The sequence below is a fragment of the Pseudomonas sp. RGB genome (assembly GCF_007713445.1).
In the GTDB taxonomy this organism is placed as follows: Bacteria; Pseudomonadota; Gammaproteobacteria; order Pseudomonadales; family Pseudomonadaceae; genus Aquipseudomonas.
Genome location: NZ_VMSH01000009.1, coordinates 43,775 through 65,011, shown reverse-complemented (window position 1 = coordinate 65,011; position 21,237 = coordinate 43,775). Strand labels below are relative to the sequence as shown.

Genomic DNA, 21,237 nt, shown 5'->3' with positions numbered 1-21,237 from the left:
GGGGGCTTGCCCCCGATGGCGGCCTTCCAGACACATCCTGCCAAAAGCCTGTCGATCACTCTTGGATTACCCGATCTAGCCTCTCAACACCCACCCAGAGAGAGGCCAAGGAATGCCTGACTTACCCGCTTCACACCGCCTGCGCATTGGACGCTTCAGCGAACCCAACCGCATCTACCTCATCACCACCAACACTCACGAACGTCTTCCCATCTTTAGCAACTTCCACCTGGGTCGCCTGGTGGTCTGGCAATTTCGGCTGGCCCAATACCAAGGGCTCGCCAACTCCCTGGCGTGGGTGATCATGCCGGACCATTTCCACTGGATTATCGAACTGCAAAAAGGCTCGCTGGCAGACTTGATGCGGCATGTGAAATCCAAGAGCACGCGGTCGGTCAATGGCGCAAATGGCCTCAAGGGAAGGCTCTGGCAGGAAAGTTTCCATGACCGCGCGCTGCGCAAGGAGGATGACGTGGTGAAGATGGCCAGGTATGTGGTGGCCAATCCACTGCGGGCCGGGTTGGTGAAGCGGATTGGCGACTACCCGTTATGGGACGCAATTTGGGTCTAGCATCCAGCAAACCCGTTCAAATGTGGGAGGGGCTTGCCCCCGATCGCGGTGTATCAGAGCCAGCTCAGCTAAATGACCCACTGCCATCGGGGGCAAGCCCCTCCCACATTTTTCAACCGCCTGTCAGGCAGCGAGTTTGCCACTGGCGATCGCCGCCGAAGCGGCCACCATCGCCCTCAACAACACCGCACACCCCGCCGCCAAGTCATCCGGTGCGGCGTTCTCGATTTCGTTATGGCTGATGCCGCCTTCGCACGGCACAAAGATCATCCCGGCCGGGCCGAGTTCGGCGACGAAGATCGCGTCGTGCCCTGCCCCGCTGACAATGTCCATGTTCGACAGCCCCAGCCCATTCGCCGCATCCCGCACAGCGTCCACGCAGCCTTTATCGAAATACAGCGGCGGGAAATCGGCGGTGGGTTCCAGCTCAAACGTCAGCCCATGCTTGGCACAGGTTTCGTCAATCACCTTGCGCACCTGGGCAATCATCGAATCCAGGCGTGCCGGTTCCAGGTGACGGAAGTCCAGGGTCATGCGCACCTCACCCGGAATCACGTTGCGCGAGCCGGGATACGCCTGCAGGCAACCGACAGTGCCACACGCATGCGGCTGATGCCCCAGCGCCGCCGCATTCACCGCCGCCACCACGGCTGCCGCGCCCACTAACGCATCTTTGCGCAAGTGCATCGGCGTCGGCCCCGCATGCGCCTCAACACCGCGCAGTTTCAGGTCGAACCACTTTTGCCCCAGAGCCCCCAACACCACGCCGATGGTTTTCTTTTCATCCTCAAGAATCGGCCCTTGTTCAATATGCGCCTCGAAGTAAGCCCCGACCTTATGCCCACTGACCGGCCGCGTGCCCGCATAGCCAATTGCATTAAGCGCATCACCCACGCTCACGCCCTCCACATCCACCTTGGCCAAGGTCTCGGCCAGGGAAAATTTCTCGGCAAACACGCCCGAACCCATCATGCACGGCGGAAAGCGTGAGCCTTCTTCGTTGGTCCACACCACCACTTCCAGCGGTGCTTCGGTTTCGATCTTGAGGTCATTGAGGGTGCGCAGCACTTCCACGCCCGCCAACACGCCGAAGCAACCGTCGAACTTGCCACCCGTGGGCTGGGTGTCGATATGGCTGCCCGTCATCACTGGCGGCAAGTCGGGATTGCGACCCGGGCGACGGGCGAAGATGTTGCCGATGCCGTCGATGGTCACGGTGCAACCGGCTTCCTCGCACCACTGCACAAACAGGTCACGGGCTTTGCGATCGAGGTCGGTGAGGGCCAGTCGGCACACGCCGCCTTTGGGTGTAGCGCCGAATTTGGCCAGGTCCATCAGCGACTGCCACAAGCGATCGCGGTTGATGTGCTGATGGGTGGATTGCAGAACGTCGATGGCAGCGTTCATAGGGGTCTCCTCAGGCTACATTTCTTATGAATTGACGCGATTCCAACGGTTGGAAATGGGGTCTGAAAATGTAGGAGCGGGCTTGCTCGCGAAGGGGCCGTGTCAGTCGCTGCAAATGTCGGCTGGAAGACCGCATTCGCGGGCAAGCCCGCTCCCACATTTGGATTGCATTTCAACCTTTTACAGGGGTGTTTTTACTGCGAGCGGCAAGGCTCTGCGCTTGGCATTCAACCCGTAATACAGAACGCCGCCCAACGCCGATCCGGTAAACCAGCCATAGCTGTAGAACCAGCTGAACGCATCACTGCCCAGCGACAGCAGGGTCAGCACCACCGGCACGCCGAAGGCGATAAAACCGCTCCAGTTCCACGCCGGGTACACGTCGTCACGGTACAGACCGGCCAGGTCGAGCTGCTGTTTGCGGGTGATGAAGTAGTCCACCACCATGATCCCGGCGATCGGCCCCAGCAGGCTTGAATAGCCCAGCAACCAGTTCGAATACACGGTTTCCAGGCTCACGTCCGAGACGATCAGCCCGAGTTTTTTCAGCAGTTCGTGGCCCATCAACGCAAGCCCCACCAGGCCAGTGAGGATCACCGCAGTGGTGCGGTTGATCAGCTTGGGCGCAATGTTCTGGAAGTCGTTGGTCGGTGAGACGATGTTCGCCGCGGTGTTGGTGGACAAGGTGGCGATGATGATCAGCAGCATCGCGATGGCCACCCATACCGGGCTCTGGATATGCCCGATCAAGGTTACCGGGTCGGAGACGCTGACACCCACCAGTTTCACCGACGCGGCGGTCATGATCACGCCAAGGGCCGCGAACAGGAACATGGTCAGCGGCAGGCCAAAAATCTGCCCGAGAATCTGGTCCTTCTGACTTTTGGCGTAGCGGCTGAAGTCGGGAATATTCAGCGACAGCGTCGCCCAGAAACCCACCATCGCCGTGAGCCCCGCCATGAAGTAACCGGTGAGGCTCGCGCCCTCGGGGCGCTTGGGTGGAATCGCCATCAGCTCGCTGAGTGACACATTCGGCATCGCCCACACCAGCAGGCCGATCCCCACGGCCACCAGCAGCGGCGCAGACAGGGTTTCGAGGCGTTTGATCGACTCGGCGCCGCGCAGCACCACCCACAGGTTCAGGCACCAGAAAATCATGAAGCCGATGACCTCACCCGTACCGCCAAGGGATTTCCAGCCCTCGAAAATCGAGCCCAGAAACAGGTGAATCGCCAGCCCGCCGAACATCGTCTGGATACCAAACCAGCCGCACGCCACCAGCGCGCGAATCAGGCACGGCACGTTGGAGCCGAGGATGCCAAACGACGAACGCAACAAGACGGGAAACGGAATGCCGTACTTGGTGCCGGGAAACGCGTTAAGGGTCAGCGGGATCAGCACCACGATATTGGCCAGCAAAATCGCCATCAGCGCCTCGCCCACCGACAAGCCAAAGTAGGCGGTGAGCACCCCGCCGAGCGTATAGGTGGGCACGCAGATCGACATGCCGACCCACAGCGCGGTGATGTGCCACTTGTTCCAGGTGCGTTCGTGCACCTTGGTCGGTGCCATGTCGTGGTTGTAGCGGGGGCTGTCGAGGACGTCGGCGCCGGCGTCGAGTTCGTACAGGCCGTTGCGTTCAATGACTTGCGATCTGTTCTGTTGCATGGCCGCTCCACGGTTTTTTCGAATTATTGTTGCTCACCCAACGCTAGGCGCAGGGTGGCCGGAGTACCTCGTAAACAACATGACATCACGGGGCCGGCCAGCCGCCACTGCACTCAATAACCGTGCCGACCTGCCACCTTGAACCCGCACCGCTTATATAACGTGCTGATGTTAATCAGCTTTCCGATTGCGCCTTCGGAACGTGCCGCATCACTCAGGCTAAATAATGCGAAGTTGCCGAACTGTCAGGACTCAATCTGGTGCAACACAATTATTTTTATTTCCTACTGCCGTCAAGGGGCATGTCTCAAGCGTCTGATTTGCAATAAGAAATGTTGCTCACATTGAGAACCTGTCAAGTGCGTCAAAATGGTGAACGGCCGCCACATTTTGGTGAATTTATATTTTTATCTTTATAAATCAATTATTTAAACGCGATATAAGCTTATAAAAAATCTTCTTGCTCATTCGAAAAACTCGGGCTAGTTTCTATTCCTGTCACCGATGACAGGATTTAATTGATCATCGGCAAGCAGCATTACAACACTTAGAACTGGCACAAGCCGGTCAAGCCTGTGAGGAACTCGACATGTCGCTGTTGATCCGTGGCGCCACCGTTATTACCCATGATGAAAGTTACCGCGCCGATGTGTTTTGCGCAGGCGGCCTAATTCGCGCTATTGGCACGGATCTGGATACTCCCGCCGGCACTGAAATACTCGATGGCAGTGGCCAATACTTGATGCCCGGCGGCATCGATCCGCATACGCACATGCAATTGCCCTTCATGGGCACTGTGGCCAGTGAAGACTTTTTCAGTGGCACCGCGGCAGGTCTGGCGGGCGGTACCACCTCGATCATCGACTTTGTGATTCCCAACCCGCAGCAATCCTTGATGGAAGCTTTCCACCAGTGGCGCGGCTGGGCGCAAAAGTCTGCCTCCGACTACGGCTTTCACGTGGCGATCACTTGGTGGAGCGAGCAGGTGCGCGAGGAAATGGCCGAGCTGGTCAGCCACCATGGCATCAACAGCTTCAAGCATTTCATGGCCTACAAGAACGCGATCATGGCGGCTGATGACACCCTGGTCGCCAGCTTTGAGCGCTGCCTGGAACTCGGCGCAGTGCCGACGGTGCACGCAGAAAACGGTGAGCTGGTGTATCACCTGCAACGCAAGCTGATGGCCCAGGGCATCACCGGGCCGGAAGCGCACCCGCTGTCGCGCCCGTCCCAGGTCGAAGGCGAGGCCGCCAGCCGGGCGATTCGTATCGCCGAAACCATCGGCACGCCGCTGTACCTGGTGCACGTATCGACCAAGGAGGCGCTGGATGAAATCACCTACGCCCGTGGCAAGGGCCAGGCGGTGTACGGCGAAGTGCTCGCCGGCCACCTGCTGCTCGACGACAGCGTTTACCAACACCCTGACTGGCAAACCGCCGCCGGCTACGTGATGAGCCCGCCCTTCCGCCCGCGCGGGCATCAAGAGGCGCTGTGGCACGGCCTGCAATCGGGCAACCTGCACACCACCGCCACCGACCATTGCTGCTTCTGCGCCGAGCAAAAAGCCGCCGGCCGTGACGATTTCAGCAAAATCCCCAACGGCACTGCCGGTATCGAAGACCGCATGGCGTTGCTGTGGCACGAAGCCGTCAACACCGGGCGCCTGTCGATGCAAGAGTTTGTCGCGCTGACCTCCACCAACACCGCGAAGATCTTCAATCTTTACCCACGCAAAGGTGCGATTCGCGTGGGTGCCGATGCAGACTTGGTGCTGTGGGACCCCGAGGGCACACGGACGATTTCGGCCAAGACCCACCATCAGAAAGTCGACTTCAACATCTTCGAAGGCAAGACCGTACGCGGCGTGCCGAGCCACACCATCAGCCAGGGCAAGCTGGTCTGGACCGACGGCGACCTGCGCGCCGAACGCGGTGCCGGGCGGTATGTAGAACGCCCGGCGTATCCGTCGGTGTTTGAGCAGTTGAGCAAGCGGGCGGAGCATTCCAGGCCTGTAGCTGTGAAACGCTGATACCGCCAATCGCGGGCAAGCCCGCTCCCACATTTGATCGGGTTCACACAATCCAACTGTGGGAGCTGGCTTGCCTGCGATGAGGCCAGTCCAAGCGACAAAAAAATCAATGCCCGCCAGAGGCAAAAAACCGTGAGGCCAAAACCGTGATCCAGACCCTGACCCACCTCCCCCATCCCCATGAAGATGGGCCGACACTCGCCAGCCATTTCACCGACCTGGCGCCGCCCCTCAATGCCCGCCAGGCTGCACTTGAAGCGTCGCGCTGCCTGTATTGCTACGACGCGCCGTGCGTAAATGCATGCCCCAGCGAGATCGACATCCCGTCGTTCATCCGCAATATCCACACTGAAAACGTTCAGGGCGCTGCGCAGAAGATTCTCTCGGCCAACATCCTCGGCGGCAGTTGCGCACGGGTTTGCCCCACCGAAATTCTGTGCCAGCAAGCCTGCGTGCGTAACAACGCCGAAGAATGCGCGCCGGTGCTGATCGGCCTGTTGCAACGCTACGCCATCGACAACGCGCACTTCAGCGAACACCCCTTCCAGCGCGCCGCACCGACCGGCAAGCGCATCGCCGTGGTCGGTGCCGGGCCTGCGGGGTTGGCCTGTGCCCATCGCGCCGCCCTGCACGGCCATGATGTAGTGATTTTTGAAGCGCGGGAAAAGGCCGGTGGCCTGAATGAATACGGGATCGCCAAGTACAAACTGGTGGATGACTTTGCCCAGAAGGAGCTGGATTTCCTGCTCGAGATTGGCGGCATCGAAATCCGCCACGGCCAGCGCCTGGGTGACAACCTGACCTTGAGCGAACTGCACCAGCAATTCGACTCCGTGTTTCTTGGCCTCGGCCTCGCCGCCAGCAAACAGCTCGGCCTGCCACACGAGGACGCTCCGGGCCTGCTTGCCGCCACCGACTACATCCGCGAACTGCGCCAGGCCGACGACCTTACCCAACTGCCGCTGGCCGACCGCTGCATCGTGCTTGGCGCGGGCAACACCGCCATCGACATGGCCGTGCAAATGGCCCGCCTCGGCGCCCGCGATGTGAACCTGGTGTACCGCCGTGGCTTGGCGGACATGGGCGCCACCCACCATGAGCAGGACATCGCCAAGGCCAATCAGGTGCGCCTGCTGACCTGGGCCCAACCCGAAGAAGTGTTGCTGGATGATCAAGGCCACGTGCGCGGCATGCGCTTCGCTCGCACACGCATGGACAACGGCCGCCTGCACCCTACCGGCGAGACCTTCGAGCTGGCTGCCGATGCGATTTTCAAAGCCATCGGTCAGGGCTTCGACAACGAGGCATTGCACGACCCGCTGGCCCAGCAACTGCACCGCGTGGGCGAACGCATCTTTGTTGACGAACACCTGCGCACCAGTATTCCCGGGGTGTATGCCGGCGGCGATTGCGTCAGCCTTGGCCAGGACCTCACCGTGCAGGCGGTACAACACGGCAAGCTGGCGGCTGAAGCCATGCACGCCCAACTCATGCTGAATGTGGAGGCTGCGTAATGGCCGATCTTTCGATTGTGTTCGCCGGTATCAAAGCTCCCAACCCGTTCTGGCTGGCCTCCGCACCGCCCACCGACAAGGCCTACAACGTGGTCCGCGCCTTTGAAGCCGGCTGGGGCGGCGTGGTCTGGAAAACCCTCGGTGAAGACCCGGCGGCGGTCAACGTGTCGTCACGCTATTCCGCGCACTACGGCGCCAACCGTGAAGTATTGGGCATCAACAATATCGAGTTGATCACCGACCGCTCGCTGGAGATCAACCTGCGCGAAATCACCCAGGTGAAAAAGGACTGGCCAGACCGCGCGCTGATTGTGTCGCTGATGGTGCCCTGTGTTGAAGAATCCTGGAAAAACATCCTGCCGCTGGTGGAAGCCACCGGCTGCGACGGCATCGAGCTGAACTTCGGTTGCCCCCACGGCATGCCCGAGCGAGGCATGGGCGCAGCGGTCGGCCAGGTGCCGGAATACGTGGAACAGGTGACGCGCTGGTGCAAGACGTATTGCTCGCTGCCGGTGATCGTCAAGCTCACGCCAAATATCACCGACATCCGCGTGGCGGCGCGTGCGGCGTATCGCGGCGGTGCGGACGCGGTGTCGCTGATCAACACCATCAACTCCATCACCAGTGTCGACCTTGAGCGCATGGTCGCCCTGCCGGTGGTCGGCACCCAAAGTACCCATGGCGGGTATTGCGGCTCGGCCGTCAAGCCGATCGCGTTGAACATGGTCGCGGAAATCGCCCGCGACCCGCAGACCCAAGGCCTGCCGATTTGCGGGATTGGCGGCATCGGCAACTGGCGCGACGCGGCGGAATTCGTCGCGCTGGGTTGCGGCGCGGTGCAGGTGTGCACGGCGGCCATGTTGCATGGGTTTCGGATTGTGGAAGAGATGAAGGACGGGCTGTCGCGGTGGATGGACAGCCAAGGCTACAAAAGCCTGCAGGAATTTTCCGGGCGCGCGGTGGGCAATACCACCGATTGGAAGTACCTGGATATCAATTATCAGGTGATCGCCAAGATTGACCAGGAAGCCTGCATTGGTTGTGGGCGTTGCCACATTGCCTGTGAGGACACGTCGCACCAGGCTATCGCGAGCTTGAAGCAAGTGGATGGCACGCATAAATACGAGGTGATCGATGATGAGTGCGTGGGCTGCAATCTGTGCCAGATCACCTGCCCGGTGGCCGATTGCATCGAGATGGTGCCGATGGACACGGGCAAGCCGTTTTTGAATTGGACGCAGGATCCACGTAATCCGTATCGGGAGGCTGTGTAGTCCTTTAAACCGCTATCGCAGGCAAGCCAGCTCCCACATTTGATCGGTGAACACATTCAAGTGTGGGAGCTGGCTTGCCTGCAATAGGGCCTTCAGCCTTCACACAAGGCTCAAGGCTCCAACCCAATGCCGCGCAAAATCACCGCGGTCACCGTCTGAATCGCCTTCTCGAACTGCATGTCCGACAACGGCTGGTGATCATTCAGAATCTTCACCTGGTGGTCAAAGTCGGCATAGTGCTGGGTCGATGCCCAGATCATATACAGCAGGCTCGAGGGCTCCACCGGCAGGATGCGTTTGTCCTCCACCCACTGGCGAATTTTCGCTTCTTTCATCTTGGCCCAGTCGTACAGGCTTTCGTCCAGCGCCTCACCGAGCGTCGGCGCGCCGTGGATAATTTCGTTGGCCCAGACTTTCGAGCCATACGGCCGCGTACGCGAGCGCTGCATCTTGGCGCGGATGTAGCTGCTGAGCACCACCCGCGGGTCATCGAAGGTTTCAAAGCTCAGGGCATCCTGCTTCCACACCTCCAGCAGGTCGAACAGCACCGCGCTGTACAGTTCGCTTTTGGTGGTGAAGTAGTAATGCAGGTTGGAGCGTGGCAGTTGCACTTCTTCAGCGATGTCAGCCATGGCGGTGCTGCCGTAGCCTTTTTCAGCGAAGATTTTCTCCGCCGCCAGCAGGATTTTTTCGACGTTGACCCGCCGAATTCCGATCTTGTGATTGCCCATAAGGGCTCCCCGACAACAACATGGCCTCAAGACTACCATCGGCTCTAGATCGCGGCGACAAGGCATAATGAAACTTCTTACGCGAACCTTTCCCCTGCAAAACGGATTGGTTAGGATCGCGATCCCCATGAAGGATCATTGCCATGACTATCCGACCTCGCGTGGCCGCCGACGACCCTGTGCTGGGAGCACTGTGGGAGCGCTCGGTGCGGGCCACCCATGACTTCCTCCCCGAGGATGACATCCAGCGTTTACTGCCGTTGGTACGCGACGCTTACCTGCCGATGCCGGCCCTCGACGTTTGGGTCTATGAAGACCAGAACGGCATCGCCGGTTTCATCGGCACCGGCGGGCACAATGTAGAAATGCTGTTTATCGACCCCGATCGCCGTGGCCAGGGCATCGGCCGCCAATTGCTCGACCACGCCCGCGCGCGCCACGACACACTGACGGTGGATGTAAACGAACAAAACCCGCAGGCCGTGGGCTTCTACCTGCACTACGGTTTCATCCAGGTCGCGCGCTCGCCGCTGGATGGCGAAGGCAAACCCTTTCCCTTGCTGCACATGGCCTTACCGACTATCTAAACCTGAAGGTATTGAACAATGTTGATCAAGAAAACCCTGACCACCGTCGCCCTGCTCGCCTCCTTGCTGGGCGCCTCGGCGGCCTTTGCCCATGCCCACCTCAAAAGTTCGACACCGGCGGCTGACAGCTCCGTCGCCGCGCCCGCTGACCTGCGCCTGACCTTCACCGAAGGCGTCGAAGCGACGTTCACCAAAGTGTCCCTGAGCAAGGACGGCACCGAAATCGCGATCAAAGGCCTGGAAACCCCGGACGCCGACAAGAAAGTCCTGGTGGTCACGCCGGCGGCACCGCTGGCCGCCGGCACCTACAAAGTGGAATGGCACGCCGTGTCCGTGGACACCCACAAGAGTGAAGGCAGTTACAGCTTCAAGGTCGGCCAATAACCCATGGCGACCCTGCTGGTGCTGTGCCGCTTCCTGCATTTCATCGTCGTGCTGTTGATGTTCGGGGCCTGCGTGTTCAGGCCCTGGCTATTGGGCGCTGAACCGCAGCCGGCGCTGGACCGGCAACTGCTGCGCATCACCCGCGCGCTGGCCTGGCTGGGGCTGGGCTCTGGCGTGGCCTGGCTGCTGCCGATCACCGCCAGCATGGCCGGCAGCTGGGACGCGGCCTTGCAACCGGCCACCGTGCAGTTGGTGCTGGGCAAAACCTTTTTCGGCCAGGTGTGGGTCTGGCATCTGTTGCTGAACCTGTTACTGGTGATCGCGCTGATCAAACCCTGGCCGGCCCTGCGCCTGCCATCGACTGCGCTGCTGTTGGCAACGCTGGCACCGGTCGGCCATGGCGCCATGCTCAATGGGTTGAGCGGGCAATTGCTGATCCTCAACCAGGTGGTGCACCTGGTGTGCGTCGGCGCCTGGCTCGGTGGGCTGCTCGTGCTGGTGCTGATCTTCAGGCAGCCGCAGGGCTATGCGCTGGAGCCGATCCTCAAACGCTTCAGCGGCGTGGGTTATGGCCTGGTCGCCGGGTTGCTGGTGACGGGCTTGATCAACGTGCGCGTACTGACCGGGCAACTGTGGCCCACACCGCTGTTCAACGGGTTCGCGCTGATTCTGTTGATCAAAGTGCTGCTAGTGCTGGGCATGTTGGCGCTGGCGTTACTGAACAGGTTGCGCATTGAGCGCTGCGAAGAACGCCAAGGCAGTTTGAAGGCCAGCGTCATGCTGGAATGGTTACTGGGTGTTTCAGCTGTAGCCGCCGTTTCGCTGCTGGGCACACTGCCGCCGATGGTCATGGCCAACTGAACATCGCTTTTGAAATGCAATCCATGTGGGCGCTGGCTTGCCTGCGATGGCATCCACTCGGGGTACCTGATACACCGAGGCGTTTGCATCGAAGGCAAGCCAGCGCCCACATTGACCGTGCCCGCTTTTGATCGGCACACGCGACGTCATCGTACAACTTCCGCTTGACACCCCACGTAAACCCCGTAAATATCCCGCCCAATGTTGTACGACGACGTATAACAAATAATAAAAACAACAAAAGAAAAAGGGAGCTTCTCTGTGAGTCAATTCGCCCGCAATTCCTCCTCGCGTATCGGCCTTATCGGTCTCGGCAGCCTGGCGTTCACACTGCCCCTCAGCGCGCATGCCGATGGTTTTCTCGAAGACGCCAAAGCCTCGCTGAACCTGCGCAACGCCTACTTCAACCGCAACTTCACCAACTCCACTTACCCGCAAGCCAAGGCCGAGGAGTGGACGCAAAACTTCATCCTCGATGCCAAATCCGGATTCACCCAGGGCACCGTGGGCTTTGGGCTCGACGTGCTGGGCCTGTATTCGCAAAAGCTCGATGGCGGCAAAGGCACGGGGGGCACTCAGTTGCTGCCGATCCACAGCGACGGCCGGCCGGCTGACAATTTCGGCCGTCTGGGCGTGGCCCTGAAAACCAAACTGTCGAAGACCGAACTGAAAGTCGGCGAATGGATGCCGGTGCTGCCGATCCTGCGTTCGGACGACGGCCGCTCGCTGCCCCAGACCTTTCGCGGCGGTCAGGTCACGTCCAATGAAATTGCCGGCTTGACGCTCTACGGCGGGCAGTTTCGCGGTAACAGCCCCCGCAATGACGCGAGCATGGAAGACATGTTCATGAACGGTAAGGCCGCGTTCACCTCCGACCGTTTCAACTTTGGCGGCGGCGAGTACAGCTTCAACGACAAGCGCACCCAGGTGGGCGTCTGGTATGCCGAGCTGACGGATATCTACCAGCAACAGTATTTCAACCTGACTCACAGCCAGCCGGTAGGCAACTGGACCCTGGGCGCCAACCTCGGTTATTTCACCGGCAAGGAAGACGGCAGCGCCCTGGCCGGCGACCTCGACAACAAGACCGTGTCCGCCCTGCTCTCGGCGCGCTACAACGGCAACACGTTTTATGTCGGCCTGCAAAAGCTCACCGGTGACAGCCTGTGGATGCGGGTCAACGGCACCAGCGGCGGCACGCTCGCCAACGACAGTTACAACGCCAGCTACGATAACGCCAAGGAAAAATCCTGGCAGGTGCGCCATGACTTCAACTTTGTGGTGCTCGGCATTCCGGGGCTGACCATGATGAACCGCTATATCAGCGGCAGTAACGTGCACACCGGGGCGATCACCGACGGCAAGGAATGGGGGCGCGAATCGGAACTGGCCTACACCGTGCAGAGCGGCGCGCTGAGGGACTTGAACGTGCGGTGGAGGAACTCGACCCTGCGTCGGGACTTCAGCAACAATGAATTTGATGAGAATCGGATTTTTATCAGCTATCCGATTTCGCTGCTGTAAGGCGATGAATGTGGGAGCTGGCTTGCCTGCGATAGCGGTGTATCAGCAAAACGTCTGTCAACTGACAGACTGCTATCGCAGGCAAGCCAGTTCCCACGTTTGATCGCACTCGTCAGCAAGGGCGTTGACAAGCCAGGGACGACCTAACGATACTTTCGGCAAGTCATACGACAACCTACAACAACAATGGAACCCTCATGACCACCTCTACCACCACGCCTGTTCCATTCAACCGCCTGTTGCTCACCGGTGCTGCCGGCGGCCTGGGCAAAGTCTTGCGCGAACGCCTGCGCCCTTACGCCCAAGTCCTGCGCCTGTCGGACATCGCCAACATGGCGCCGGCGGCCGACGCATCCGAGGAAGTGCAGCCCTGCGACCTTGCCGATAAACAAGCCGTGCACCACCTGGTGGAAGGCGTCGACGCCATCCTGCACTTCGGGGGCGTTTCAGTGGAGCGCTCGTTCGAAGAAGTCCTCGGCGCCAATATCAGCGGCGTGTTCCACATCTACGAAGCCGCTCGCCGCCACGGCGTGAAGCGTGTGATCTTCGCCAGCTCCAACCACGTGATCGGCTTCTACAAGCAAGGCGAAACCCTCGACGCCCGCTCGCCTCGCCGCCCGGACAGTTACTACGGTTTGTCCAAGTCCTATGGCGAAGACATGGCGAGCTTCTACTTCGACCGCTACGGCATCGAGACCGTGAGCATCCGCATCGGCTCCTCGTTCCCCGAACCACAAAACCGCCGGATGATGCACACCTGGCTGAGCTTCGATGACCTCACTCAGTTGCTCGAACGCGCGCTGTACACGCCGAACGTCGGTCACACGGTGGTCTACGGCATGTCGGATAACCTCGATACCTGGTGGGACAACCGCTACGCCGCACACTTGGGTTTCACCCCCAAGGACAGCTCCGAAGTGTTCCGCGCGCAAGTCGAAACCCAGCCACCAGTCGCCGCCGATGACCCGGCCAAGGTCTATCAGGGCGGCGCCTTCTGCGCGGCGGGGCCGTTCGGTGACTGACTGCACACCCAAGGGAATGAGTTGCCATGACTGCTGAACTGATTGTTGACGCCCGCAATGCCGTGGGCGAATGCCCGGTGTGGGTGCCTGAGGAAAACGCGCTGTACTGGGTGGACATCCCCAACGGCGGCCTGCAGCGCTGGAGCGCTGCCAGCGGCCACAGTGCCGCCTGGAAAGCCCCGCAGATGCTCGCCTGCATTGCGCGCACCACGGCGGGCAACTGGGTCGCCGGCATGGAAACCGGGTTTTTCCAACTCACGCCACACAATGACGGCAGCCTGGACACCACCGCGCTGGCGAGTGTCGAGCACCCGCGCCCCGACATGCGCCTCAACGACGGCCGCTGTGACCGCCAGGGTCGCTTCTGGGCCGGCAGCATGGTGTTGAACATGGGCTTGAATGCGCCCCAGGGCACGCTCTACCGCTACGCCTGCGGTGCCGCGCCGCATGCCCAGCTGGACGGGTTTATCACCCTCAACGGCCTGGCATTCAGCCCGGACGGCCGCACGATGTATGCCTCGGACTCACACCCGCTGGTGCAGCAGATCTGGGCCTTCGATTACGACACCGAGACCGGCACGCCCTCCAATCGTCGCGTGTTTGTCGACATGCAGCAGTTTCTCGGTCGCCCCGACGGCGCGGCCGTTGACGCCGACGGCTGCTACTGGATCTGCGCCAACGACGCGGGGCTGATTCATCGCTTTACCCCCGACGGTCGCCTGGACCGTTCCCTCACCGTGCCGGTGAAAAAACCCACCATGTGCGCCTTTGGCGGCAGCCGCCTGGACACCTTGTTCGTCACCTCGATCCGTGATGACCAGAGTGAACAGTCGCTGTCCGGCGGCGTATTCGCCCTCAACCCCGGCGTCCAGGGACTGCCCGAACCGCGCTTCACCCTCTAGCTGCATTGCTGTGCCTTGAATACAAAAATAACAACACAGGAGTGACATTCCATGGACTTCAAACGCACCTTGCTCGCCGCCACACTCGTTGCCCTCAGCAGCGCCGCCCACGCGCTGGAAATCAAGTTCGCCGACATCCATCCCGCCGGCTACCCCACCGTCGTCGCTGAAGAGAACATGGGTAAAGCCCTGACTAAGCAAAGCAACGGCGAACTGACCTTCAAGTACTTCCCAGGCGGTGTTCTGGGCTCTGAAAAAGAAGTCGTCGAACAGGCCCAGGTCGGCGCGATCCAGATGACCCGGGTCAGCCTCGGCATCGTCGGCCCGGTGGTGCCGGACGTGAACGTGTTCAACCTGCCGTTCGTGTTCCGCGACCAGGCGCACATGCGCAAGGTCATTGATGGCCCGATCGGCGACGAGATCCTCGCCAAGATCACCGACTCCGAATTCGGCCTGGTAGCCTTGGCCTGGATGGACGGCGGCACGCGCAATATCTACACCAAGAAACCGGTGCGTTCGATCGCAGACCTCAAGGGCATGAAGATTCGCGTGCAAGGCAACCCGCTGTTTATCGACGCCTTCAATGAAATGGGCGCCAACGGCATTGCCATGGACACCGGCGAGATTTTCAGCGCATTGCAGACCGGCGTGATTGACGGCGCGGAAAACAACCCGCCAACCCTGCTGGAGCACAACCACTTCCAGAACGCCAAGTTCTACACCCTCACCGAACACCTGATCCTGCCCGAACCCATCGTGATGTCGAAAATCACCTGGAACAAACTCACCCCCGCGCAACAGGACATGGTGAAAAACGCCGCCAAGGTTGCCCAGGCCGATGAGCGCGTGCTGTGGGACGCCAAGTCCGCCAGCAGCGAAACCAAGCTCAAGGCCGCCGGCGTCGAGTTCATCACTGTCGACAAAAAGCCCTTCTATGAGGCCACCGCGCCCGTTCGCGCGAAGTACGGCGCAGCTTACGCCGACATCATCGAGCGCATCGACGCCGTCGAGTAAGCCCCCTCCTCCTCTTAGCTAGGCCCGGCGCGGTCCGCACTGACGTGCCCGGTTACGGTGAACGCCATGAAGAATCGACTGCTGCGCTTCAACGACCGCCTCTACATGACCTGCATCTGGGTCGCCGGCCTCTCGGTATTAGGCGTCGCGCTGATCATCCCCTGGGGCATTTTCGCCCGCTACATTCTCGGCACAGGCGCAAGCTGGCCAGAGCCCAGCGCCATCCTGCTGATGCTGGTGTTTACCTTTATCGGCGCCGCCGCCAGCTACCGCGCCGGGGCGCATATGTCGGTGGCCATGATCACCGACCGCCTGCCGCCGCGCCAACGCCAACTCGTCGGCATCGTCTCGCAACTGTTGATGGCGACCATCTGCCTGTTCATGACGATTTGGGGCAGCAAGCTGTGCCTGTCCACCTGGAACCAGTTCATGAGCGCCATCCCCACCCTGCGCGTGGGCATCACCTATATGCCGATCCCGATTGGCGGCTTGCTGACCCTGGTGTTCGTGCTGGAAAAACTCCTGCTCGGCGACCAGAGCCACCGGCGCGTGGTGCGCTTTGACCTGGTTGAAGAAAGCGAAGGGGCTGCCTGACATGGACGCATTGATTCTGTTGGGCAGCTTTATCGCGTTGATCCTGATCGGCATGCCGGTCGCTTACGCCCTGGGGCTGTCGGCGCTGATCGGCGCGTGGTGGATCGACATTCCGTTCCAAGCCTTGATGATTCAGGTGGCAGGCGGAGTGAACAAGTTTTCGCTGATGGCGATTCCGTTCTTCGTGCTCGCCGGGGCGATCATGGCCGAAGGCGGCATGTCGCGCCGGCTGGTGGCGTTTGCCGGCGTGCTGGTGGGTTTTGTGCGCGGCGGCCTGTCGTTGGTCAACATCATGGCCTCGACGTTTTTCGGCGCCATTTCCGGCTCGTCAGTGGCAGACACCGCGTCAGTCGGCTCGGTGCTGATTCCGGAAATGGAACGGCGCGGCTACCCCAGGGAGTTCGCCACGGCGGTGACCATCAGCGGCTCGGTACAGGCGCTGCTGACCCCGCCCAGCCACAACTCGGTGCTCTATTCCCTGGCGGCCGGCGGCACGGTGTCGATCGCTTCGCTGTTCATGGCCGGCGTGGTCCCGGGCCTGCTGATGAGCGCGTGCCTGATGGTGCTGTGCCTGATCTTCGCGAAGAAACGCGACTACCCCAAAGGTGAAGTCATCCCGCTGAAGCAGGCGCTGAAAATCTGCGCCGACGCGCTGTGGGGCCTGATGGCGATGGTGATCATTCTTGGCGGCATCCTCTCGGGCATTTTCACCGCCACCGAGTCCGCCGCGATTGCCGTGCTGTGGGCGTTTTTCGTGACCATGTTCATTTACCGCGACTACAAATGGCGCGAGCTGCCCAAGCTGATGCACCGCACGGTGCGCACCATCTCCATCGTGATGATCCTGATCGCCTTCGCCGCCAGCTTCGGCTACATCATGACCCTAATGCAGATCCCGGCGAAGATCACCACGATGTTCCTGACCCTGTCGGACAACCGCTACGTGATCCTGATGTGCATCAACATGATGCTGTTGTTGCTCGGCACCGTGATGGACATGGCGCCGCTGATCCTCATCCTCACGCCCATCCTGCTGCCGGTGATTCTCGGCATCGGCGTCGACCCGGTGCACTTCGGCATGATCATGCTGGTGAACCTGGGCATCGGCCTGATTACCCCGCCGGTGGGCGCGGTGCTGTTTGTAGGCGCGGCGGTGGGCAAGGTCAGTATCGAGAAAACCGTGAAGGCCCTGCTGCCGTTTTATGGCGTGCTGTTTCTGGTGCTGATGGCTGTCACCTACATCCCGGCGCTGTCGCTGTGGCTGCCGGGCCTGGTGCTGTAACCCTTTCTCCGAGGCCGAGGTGGTCAACTGTGGGCGCAGGCTTGCCAGCGTCCACAAATCACCTCTGTGTTGGTTCATTCATGCGGCGGGACACCCATGCCTTCAGACTTGATCGAGCTCAGCGACCCACTCACCCACCTCACCCTGGCCCCGGCCCTGGGTGGCAGCATCGTCAATTGGACGGTGCGCGCCACCGGGCAGCCGTTGTTGCGACACAGTGACGAGCACGCGATAAATACCGGTTTACCCGGCAAGTTGGGGTGCTACCCGTTGGCGCCCTGGTCCAACCGGATCGCCCAAGGCGGTTTCGATAACCCCGACGGCTGGCTGGCACTCACAGCCAACAGCCTGACCGATCCGTTGCCGATTCACGGCTCGGCCTGGCAACAGGCGTGGCACGTGGTCAGTCAGGCGGCGGATGAAGTGGTGCTGGCGCTGCGGTGCGACACACCATTCGCTTATCGCGCCGAACAGCGCTTTGCCTTGCGCGACGGTGAGCTGAGCATTGGGTTGCGCGTGACGCATCTGGCCGAACAGGCGGCGTGGCATGGCTTGGGGTTGCACCCTTACTTGCCGCGTACGCCGGGCACGCGGTTGCAGGCCAAGGCTGGGCAGGTGTGGATGAGCGATGCCTCAAAGCTGCCCACAGGATTGGCGCCGGTGCCGCAGGCCTGGGATTTCAGTACATTGAACACCCTGCCCGAAGGCCTGGTGGACAATGGGTTCTGCCAGTGGGACGGGCATTGCCGGATCGAGCAGCCGGCGTTGGGCTATACCCTGGAATGCCGGGCGACCGGGGCGGATTACTTCCTGCTGTATTGCCCGCCGGGGTTGGCATTCTTTTGCATTGAGCCGGTGAGCCATCCGGTGAATGCGCATCACCTGCCCGGCAGGCCGGGGCTGAGGTTATTGGAGCAAGGCCAGTCGACCCAACTCGATTTCACCCTCACATACAGTGCCCATGGGGACGCGGGCTTGCTCGCGAAAGCGGTGGGTCGGTAACCACGCGCTTTTCTGGCACTGCGCTTTTGCGAGCGCGCCCGCGTCCACAGGGTGATCTGTGCTGTGTCAGGGCGGAGTGTTTTTCAGGCGCCCCGCCGTGTCGATACTCACCACCACCGATAACCCCGGCCGCAGGCGCTCGCTCTCGGCCTGATCCGGGTCAACGGTGATCCGCACCGGCACGCGCTGGGCGATCTTCACAAAGTTGCCGGTGGCGTTGTCCGCCTGCAACAGGCTGAATTCCGAGCCGGTCGCCGGGGAAATGTGCTGCACCGTGCCGTGAAACTTGCGGTGGTTCAGCGCGTCCACCGTGAAGGTTACCGGCTGGCCCACCTGCACATTGTCCATTTGGGTTTCTTTCATGTTGGCGATCACCCACAGCTGGGGCGGCACCAATGCCATCAACTGCGCACCGGAGTTGACGAAGGCGCCCAGGCGCACGCCGATCTGCCCGAGCTGGCCGTCACGCGGCGCGAGGATGCGGGTGTTGGACAGGTCAATGCGCGCCAGCTCCACTGCGGCGTCGGCGCTGGCCACGGCGGCCTCCAGTGAACCGCGGTTGACGATCACGGTTTGCAGGTCCTGCCGGGCGATTTCCAGGCTGGCCTGGGCCTGGGCCACGGCGGCGATAGTCTGGGCATTGGCGGCGCGCGTCACGTCCAGTTCACGCTTGGAGACCGAGCCATCGCTGATCAGCTCCTCGTTACGGCGCAAGTCAGCGGTACTTTTACGCGCCTGGGCCTGGCTGTCGACCAGCGCGGCCTGGCGCAGCTTGATGGTGGCTTCGGCGCTGTTGCGTTGCTGCACCACGTTGGCCAACGAGGCTTTCTGCACCGCCAGTTGCGCCAGCGCCTGGTCGAGGCGCTGCTTGTAGATGCGATCATCCAGGCGCACCAGCAGGTCGCCGGCCTTGACGAACTGGAAGTCCTGCACCGGCACTTCATACACATAGCCGCTCAGTTGCGGGCCGATAATCGTCACCTGGCCGCGCACCAGTGCGTTTTCAGTGCTCTCCACGGCGCTGCTGAAGGGCGGCAATTGCCAGGCATACAACACGATCAGCACGCCGACGATGGCAATCGCGGCAAAGCCCAACGATGAGATGATGCGCACCCGCAGTGAGCGTGGCTCAGTTGCGGTTGCTCCCGGTGGAGCGGTGCCTTCCGGGGTGGAGGCGATGGCGTTGGTGGTGGTCGTGGTTGTTTCGGTCATGAAGTAACGCCGCTGGGTTGAACGGGAGGGGCTGCTGCCTTGGTGGTGCTCATCAGCCACAGACTGCGGATGAAGATCCAGAGCATGGTGAGAATCGCGATGATCGCAATCAACATGAACACATCGTTGTAGGCCATCACATTCGCCTCACGCGTGGCCGCCGTGGCCAGGCTGCGAATGCCCATCAGGTTGCGCAATTGCGGGTCGGCGATGACACCGCCATACGCCGAACCGCCGCTCTGCACCCGCGCAGCCACACGCGGGTCCAGTAAGGTCAGGTGTTCGACGATCATGCTGGAGTGATACTTCTCGCGCACGATCTGGAACGTGCCCAGCAATGCTGCGCCTATCAGGCCGCCAAGGTTCTGGCAGATGCCGAACATCACCGAGAAACTCACCAGGTTGCGCGGGTTGGTCAGCACGTTGCGCGTGCCCAGTACCATGGTCGGCCCCAGAAAGAAGGTGCCGCCAAAGCCTAGCAGGAACTGGCTGATATACAGGTTCTGTGGACGGGTCAGGTTGCTTGAGAAGCTGTCCATCACAGAGCCGGTGGCCATCAGCGCCAGGGAGATGATCAAGGGCATCAACAGGTGCGCCGGGTTGATCGTCAGCGCACTGACCACCAGCCCGGCAATCGCCCCGGCCAGCATCACCACGTACAGCGTGTGCATCTGCTGGTAGCTCATGTTCAACATTTGCATGAAGCCCACGGCGCCAGTGGATTGCTCCGACAACACCATGCGAATCAATACCACGGCCAGGGCCAGGCGAATCATCACCCCACTGCCCAGCCAACGGGTCATCAGCAACGGGTTGGTGCGGTTATGCTCGATGGCCAGGCCGGCCATGATCAACACCAGGGAACAGGCCGAGGCCACGCCGATCCACGGGGCTTCCAGCCACCAGTCGATACGCCCCAGCGACAACACCGCGCACAGCAGCGCCACGCCGGTGGCGAGGATGCCGAAGGTGAGGAAGTCGAGTTTTTCAAAGGTCTTGAAGCGATCACCGGGCGGCAGTTTGAGCAGGAAGACGCAACCCAGGCAGATCAGCGCCATGCCCAATTCGAACAGGTACAGCCCGCGCCACTCGGCAATTTGCAGCAGGTCTTCAGAAAACAACCGCGCCAGCGGCAGTGCCAGCTGTGCGGTGCCCAGGCCGAGCACCAGGGCTTTCATGCGCCACTTGGCCGGGAACGCCTGGATCATGTAGTACAAACCCAGCGAACTCAGCGCCGCGCCCACCATACCGTGGGCCGCCCGCACCGCGATGGCGGAGCTGAGGTCGTTGACGAACAAGTGGCCAAAGGTGACCAGCGCATACAGCACCAGAAACACCTCGGTAAACGCGCGCAGGCCGAACTGCTGGCGAAACTTCACCAGCAGCAGGTTCATGCACACGTTGGTCATCACATAGGCGGCGGGCAGCCAGGCCATTTCGGCGGTGGTCGCGCCCAAGGCGCCTTGCAGGTATTGCAGGTTGGCGATCACCAGCGCGTTGCCCAACCCACCAGTGATTGCCACCAGCACGCCGACCATCGCGAACAGCCAACGCTTGGGCGTGGAGTGCAGCGGCGTCGACGGCGAGCCGGGCAGGCTCGGTCGCTCGTGGGGCTGCCAGGTGTGGGGGGTGTATTTGTCCATTCGGTGGCCTTGATAA

At 61.1% G+C, this 21,237-nt stretch carries 19 protein-coding genes; 14 read left to right on the top strand and 5 right to left on the bottom strand.

Annotated features, from left to right (window positions below; translation table 11 throughout):
* The first annotated feature begins 112 nt into the window (after nt 1–112).
* Nucleotides 113–571 (top strand): transposase, encoded by a 459-nt coding sequence (locus FPT15_RS19330; protein WP_145163777.1) that lies wholly within the window; start codon nt 113–115, stop codon nt 569–571.
* Between the two features lie 123 nt (nt 572–694).
* On the opposite strand, the gene FPT15_RS19325 is transcribed toward FPT15_RS19330, so the two are convergent.
* Nucleotides 695–1,978, bottom strand: coding sequence for a Zn-dependent hydrolase (locus tag FPT15_RS19325; RefSeq protein ID WP_145163775.1), 1,284 nt, complete (start codon nt 1,976–1,978; stop codon nt 695–697).
* Nucleotides 1,979–2,158: 180 nt separating this feature from the next.
* Nucleotides 2,159–3,646 carry an NCS1 family nucleobase:cation symporter-1 gene (locus tag FPT15_RS19320; RefSeq protein WP_145163773.1) on the bottom strand — a complete coding sequence of 496 codons (1,488 nt, stop codon included), beginning with the start codon at nt 3,644–3,646 and terminating at the stop codon, nt 2,159–2,161.
* 589 nt (nt 3,647–4,235) lie between these two features.
* Between FPT15_RS19320 and hydA the strand changes: the two genes are divergently transcribed.
* The 3 genes from hydA to preA all read left to right on the top strand — a co-directional run bounded on the left by hydA (nt 4,236) and on the right by preA (nt 8,463).
* Nucleotides 4,236–5,675: a dihydropyrimidinase gene (hydA, locus tag FPT15_RS19315; protein WP_145163771.1), complete on the top strand. Its 1,440-nt coding sequence runs from the start codon at nt 4,236–4,238 to the stop codon at nt 5,673–5,675.
* 146 nt (nt 5,676–5,821) lie between these two features.
* Entirely contained in the window at nt 5,822–7,189 is a 1,368-nt protein-coding gene (locus tag FPT15_RS19310; RefSeq protein WP_145163769.1) for an NAD(P)-dependent oxidoreductase, read from the top strand.
* Nucleotides 7,189–8,463 (top strand): NAD-dependent dihydropyrimidine dehydrogenase subunit PreA, encoded by a 1,275-nt coding sequence (preA, locus tag FPT15_RS19305; protein WP_145163767.1) that lies wholly within the window; start codon nt 7,189–7,191, stop codon nt 8,461–8,463. Before FPT15_RS19310 ends, preA begins: the two co-directional genes overlap by 1 nt.
* Before the next feature lie 110 nt (nt 8,464–8,573).
* On the opposite strand, the gene FPT15_RS19300 is transcribed toward preA, so the two are convergent.
* Entirely contained in the window at nt 8,574–9,194 is a 621-nt protein-coding gene (locus FPT15_RS19300) for a TetR/AcrR family transcriptional regulator (protein WP_145163765.1), read from the bottom strand.
* Between the two features lie 143 nt (nt 9,195–9,337).
* On the opposite strand from FPT15_RS19300, the gene FPT15_RS19295 reads away from it, so the two are divergent.
* From FPT15_RS19295 to FPT15_RS19245, 10 genes are all read left to right on the top strand, one after another.
* Entirely contained in the window at nt 9,338–9,781 is a 444-nt protein-coding gene (locus FPT15_RS19295; RefSeq protein ID WP_145163763.1) for a GNAT family N-acetyltransferase, read from the top strand.
* Between the two features lie 18 nt (nt 9,782–9,799).
* Nucleotides 9,800–10,165 carry a copper homeostasis periplasmic binding protein CopC gene (gene copC / locus FPT15_RS19290; protein WP_145163761.1) on the top strand — a complete coding sequence of 122 codons (366 nt, stop codon included), beginning with the start codon at nt 9,800–9,802 and terminating at the stop codon, nt 10,163–10,165.
* Between the two features lie 3 nt (nt 10,166–10,168).
* Complete coding sequence (gene copD / locus FPT15_RS19285; protein WP_145163759.1) at nt 10,169–11,026, top strand: copper homeostasis membrane protein CopD; 858 nt, start codon at nt 10,169–10,171, stop codon at nt 11,024–11,026.
* A 261-nt stretch (nt 11,027–11,287) separates the two neighbouring features.
* Nucleotides 11,288–12,550 carry an OprD family porin gene (locus FPT15_RS19275; protein WP_145163754.1) on the top strand — a complete coding sequence of 421 codons (1,263 nt, stop codon included), beginning with the start codon at nt 11,288–11,290 and terminating at the stop codon, nt 12,548–12,550.
* A 197-nt stretch (nt 12,551–12,747) separates the two neighbouring features.
* Nucleotides 12,748–13,572 carry an NAD(P)-dependent oxidoreductase gene (locus FPT15_RS19270; protein ID WP_145163752.1) on the top strand — a complete coding sequence of 275 codons (825 nt, stop codon included), beginning with the start codon at nt 12,748–12,750 and terminating at the stop codon, nt 13,570–13,572.
* A gap of 26 nt (nt 13,573–13,598) precedes the next feature.
* Nucleotides 13,599–14,474: an SMP-30/gluconolactonase/LRE family protein gene (locus FPT15_RS19265; protein ID WP_145163750.1), complete on the top strand. Its 876-nt coding sequence runs from the start codon at nt 13,599–13,601 to the stop codon at nt 14,472–14,474.
* Nucleotides 14,475–14,525: 51 nt separating this feature from the next.
* Nucleotides 14,526–15,488, top strand: a complete 963-nt coding sequence (locus FPT15_RS19260; RefSeq protein ID WP_145163748.1) for a TRAP transporter substrate-binding protein — start codon at nt 14,526–14,528, stop codon at nt 15,486–15,488.
* A gap of 66 nt (nt 15,489–15,554) precedes the next feature.
* Nucleotides 15,555–16,082 (top strand): TRAP transporter small permease, encoded by a 528-nt coding sequence (locus tag FPT15_RS19255; RefSeq protein ID WP_145163746.1) that lies wholly within the window; start codon nt 15,555–15,557, stop codon nt 16,080–16,082.
* 1 nt (nt 16,083) lies between these two features.
* A complete protein-coding gene (locus tag FPT15_RS19250) occupies nt 16,084–17,364 on the top strand; it encodes a TRAP transporter large permease (protein WP_145163744.1) in 1,281 nt (426 codons plus the stop codon).
* A 96-nt stretch (nt 17,365–17,460) separates the two neighbouring features.
* The gene (locus FPT15_RS19245) at nt 17,461–18,366 is read left to right on the top strand and encodes an aldose 1-epimerase (RefSeq protein WP_178119723.1); all 906 of its coding nucleotides are present in this window, start codon (nt 17,461–17,463) and stop codon (nt 18,364–18,366) included.
* Nucleotides 18,367–18,432: 66 nt separating this feature from the next.
* Here the strand turns inward: FPT15_RS19245 and FPT15_RS19240 are convergent, their stop codons facing one another.
* Nucleotides 18,433–19,578 (bottom strand): HlyD family secretion protein, encoded by a 1,146-nt coding sequence (locus tag FPT15_RS19240; RefSeq protein ID WP_145163742.1) that lies wholly within the window; start codon nt 19,576–19,578, stop codon nt 18,433–18,435.
* Entirely contained in the window at nt 19,575–21,221 is a 1,647-nt protein-coding gene (locus FPT15_RS19235; protein ID WP_145163740.1) for an MFS transporter, read from the bottom strand. The genes FPT15_RS19240 and FPT15_RS19235 overlap by 4 nt, the downstream gene beginning before the upstream one ends.
* Nucleotides 21,222–21,237 lie beyond the last annotated feature (16 nt).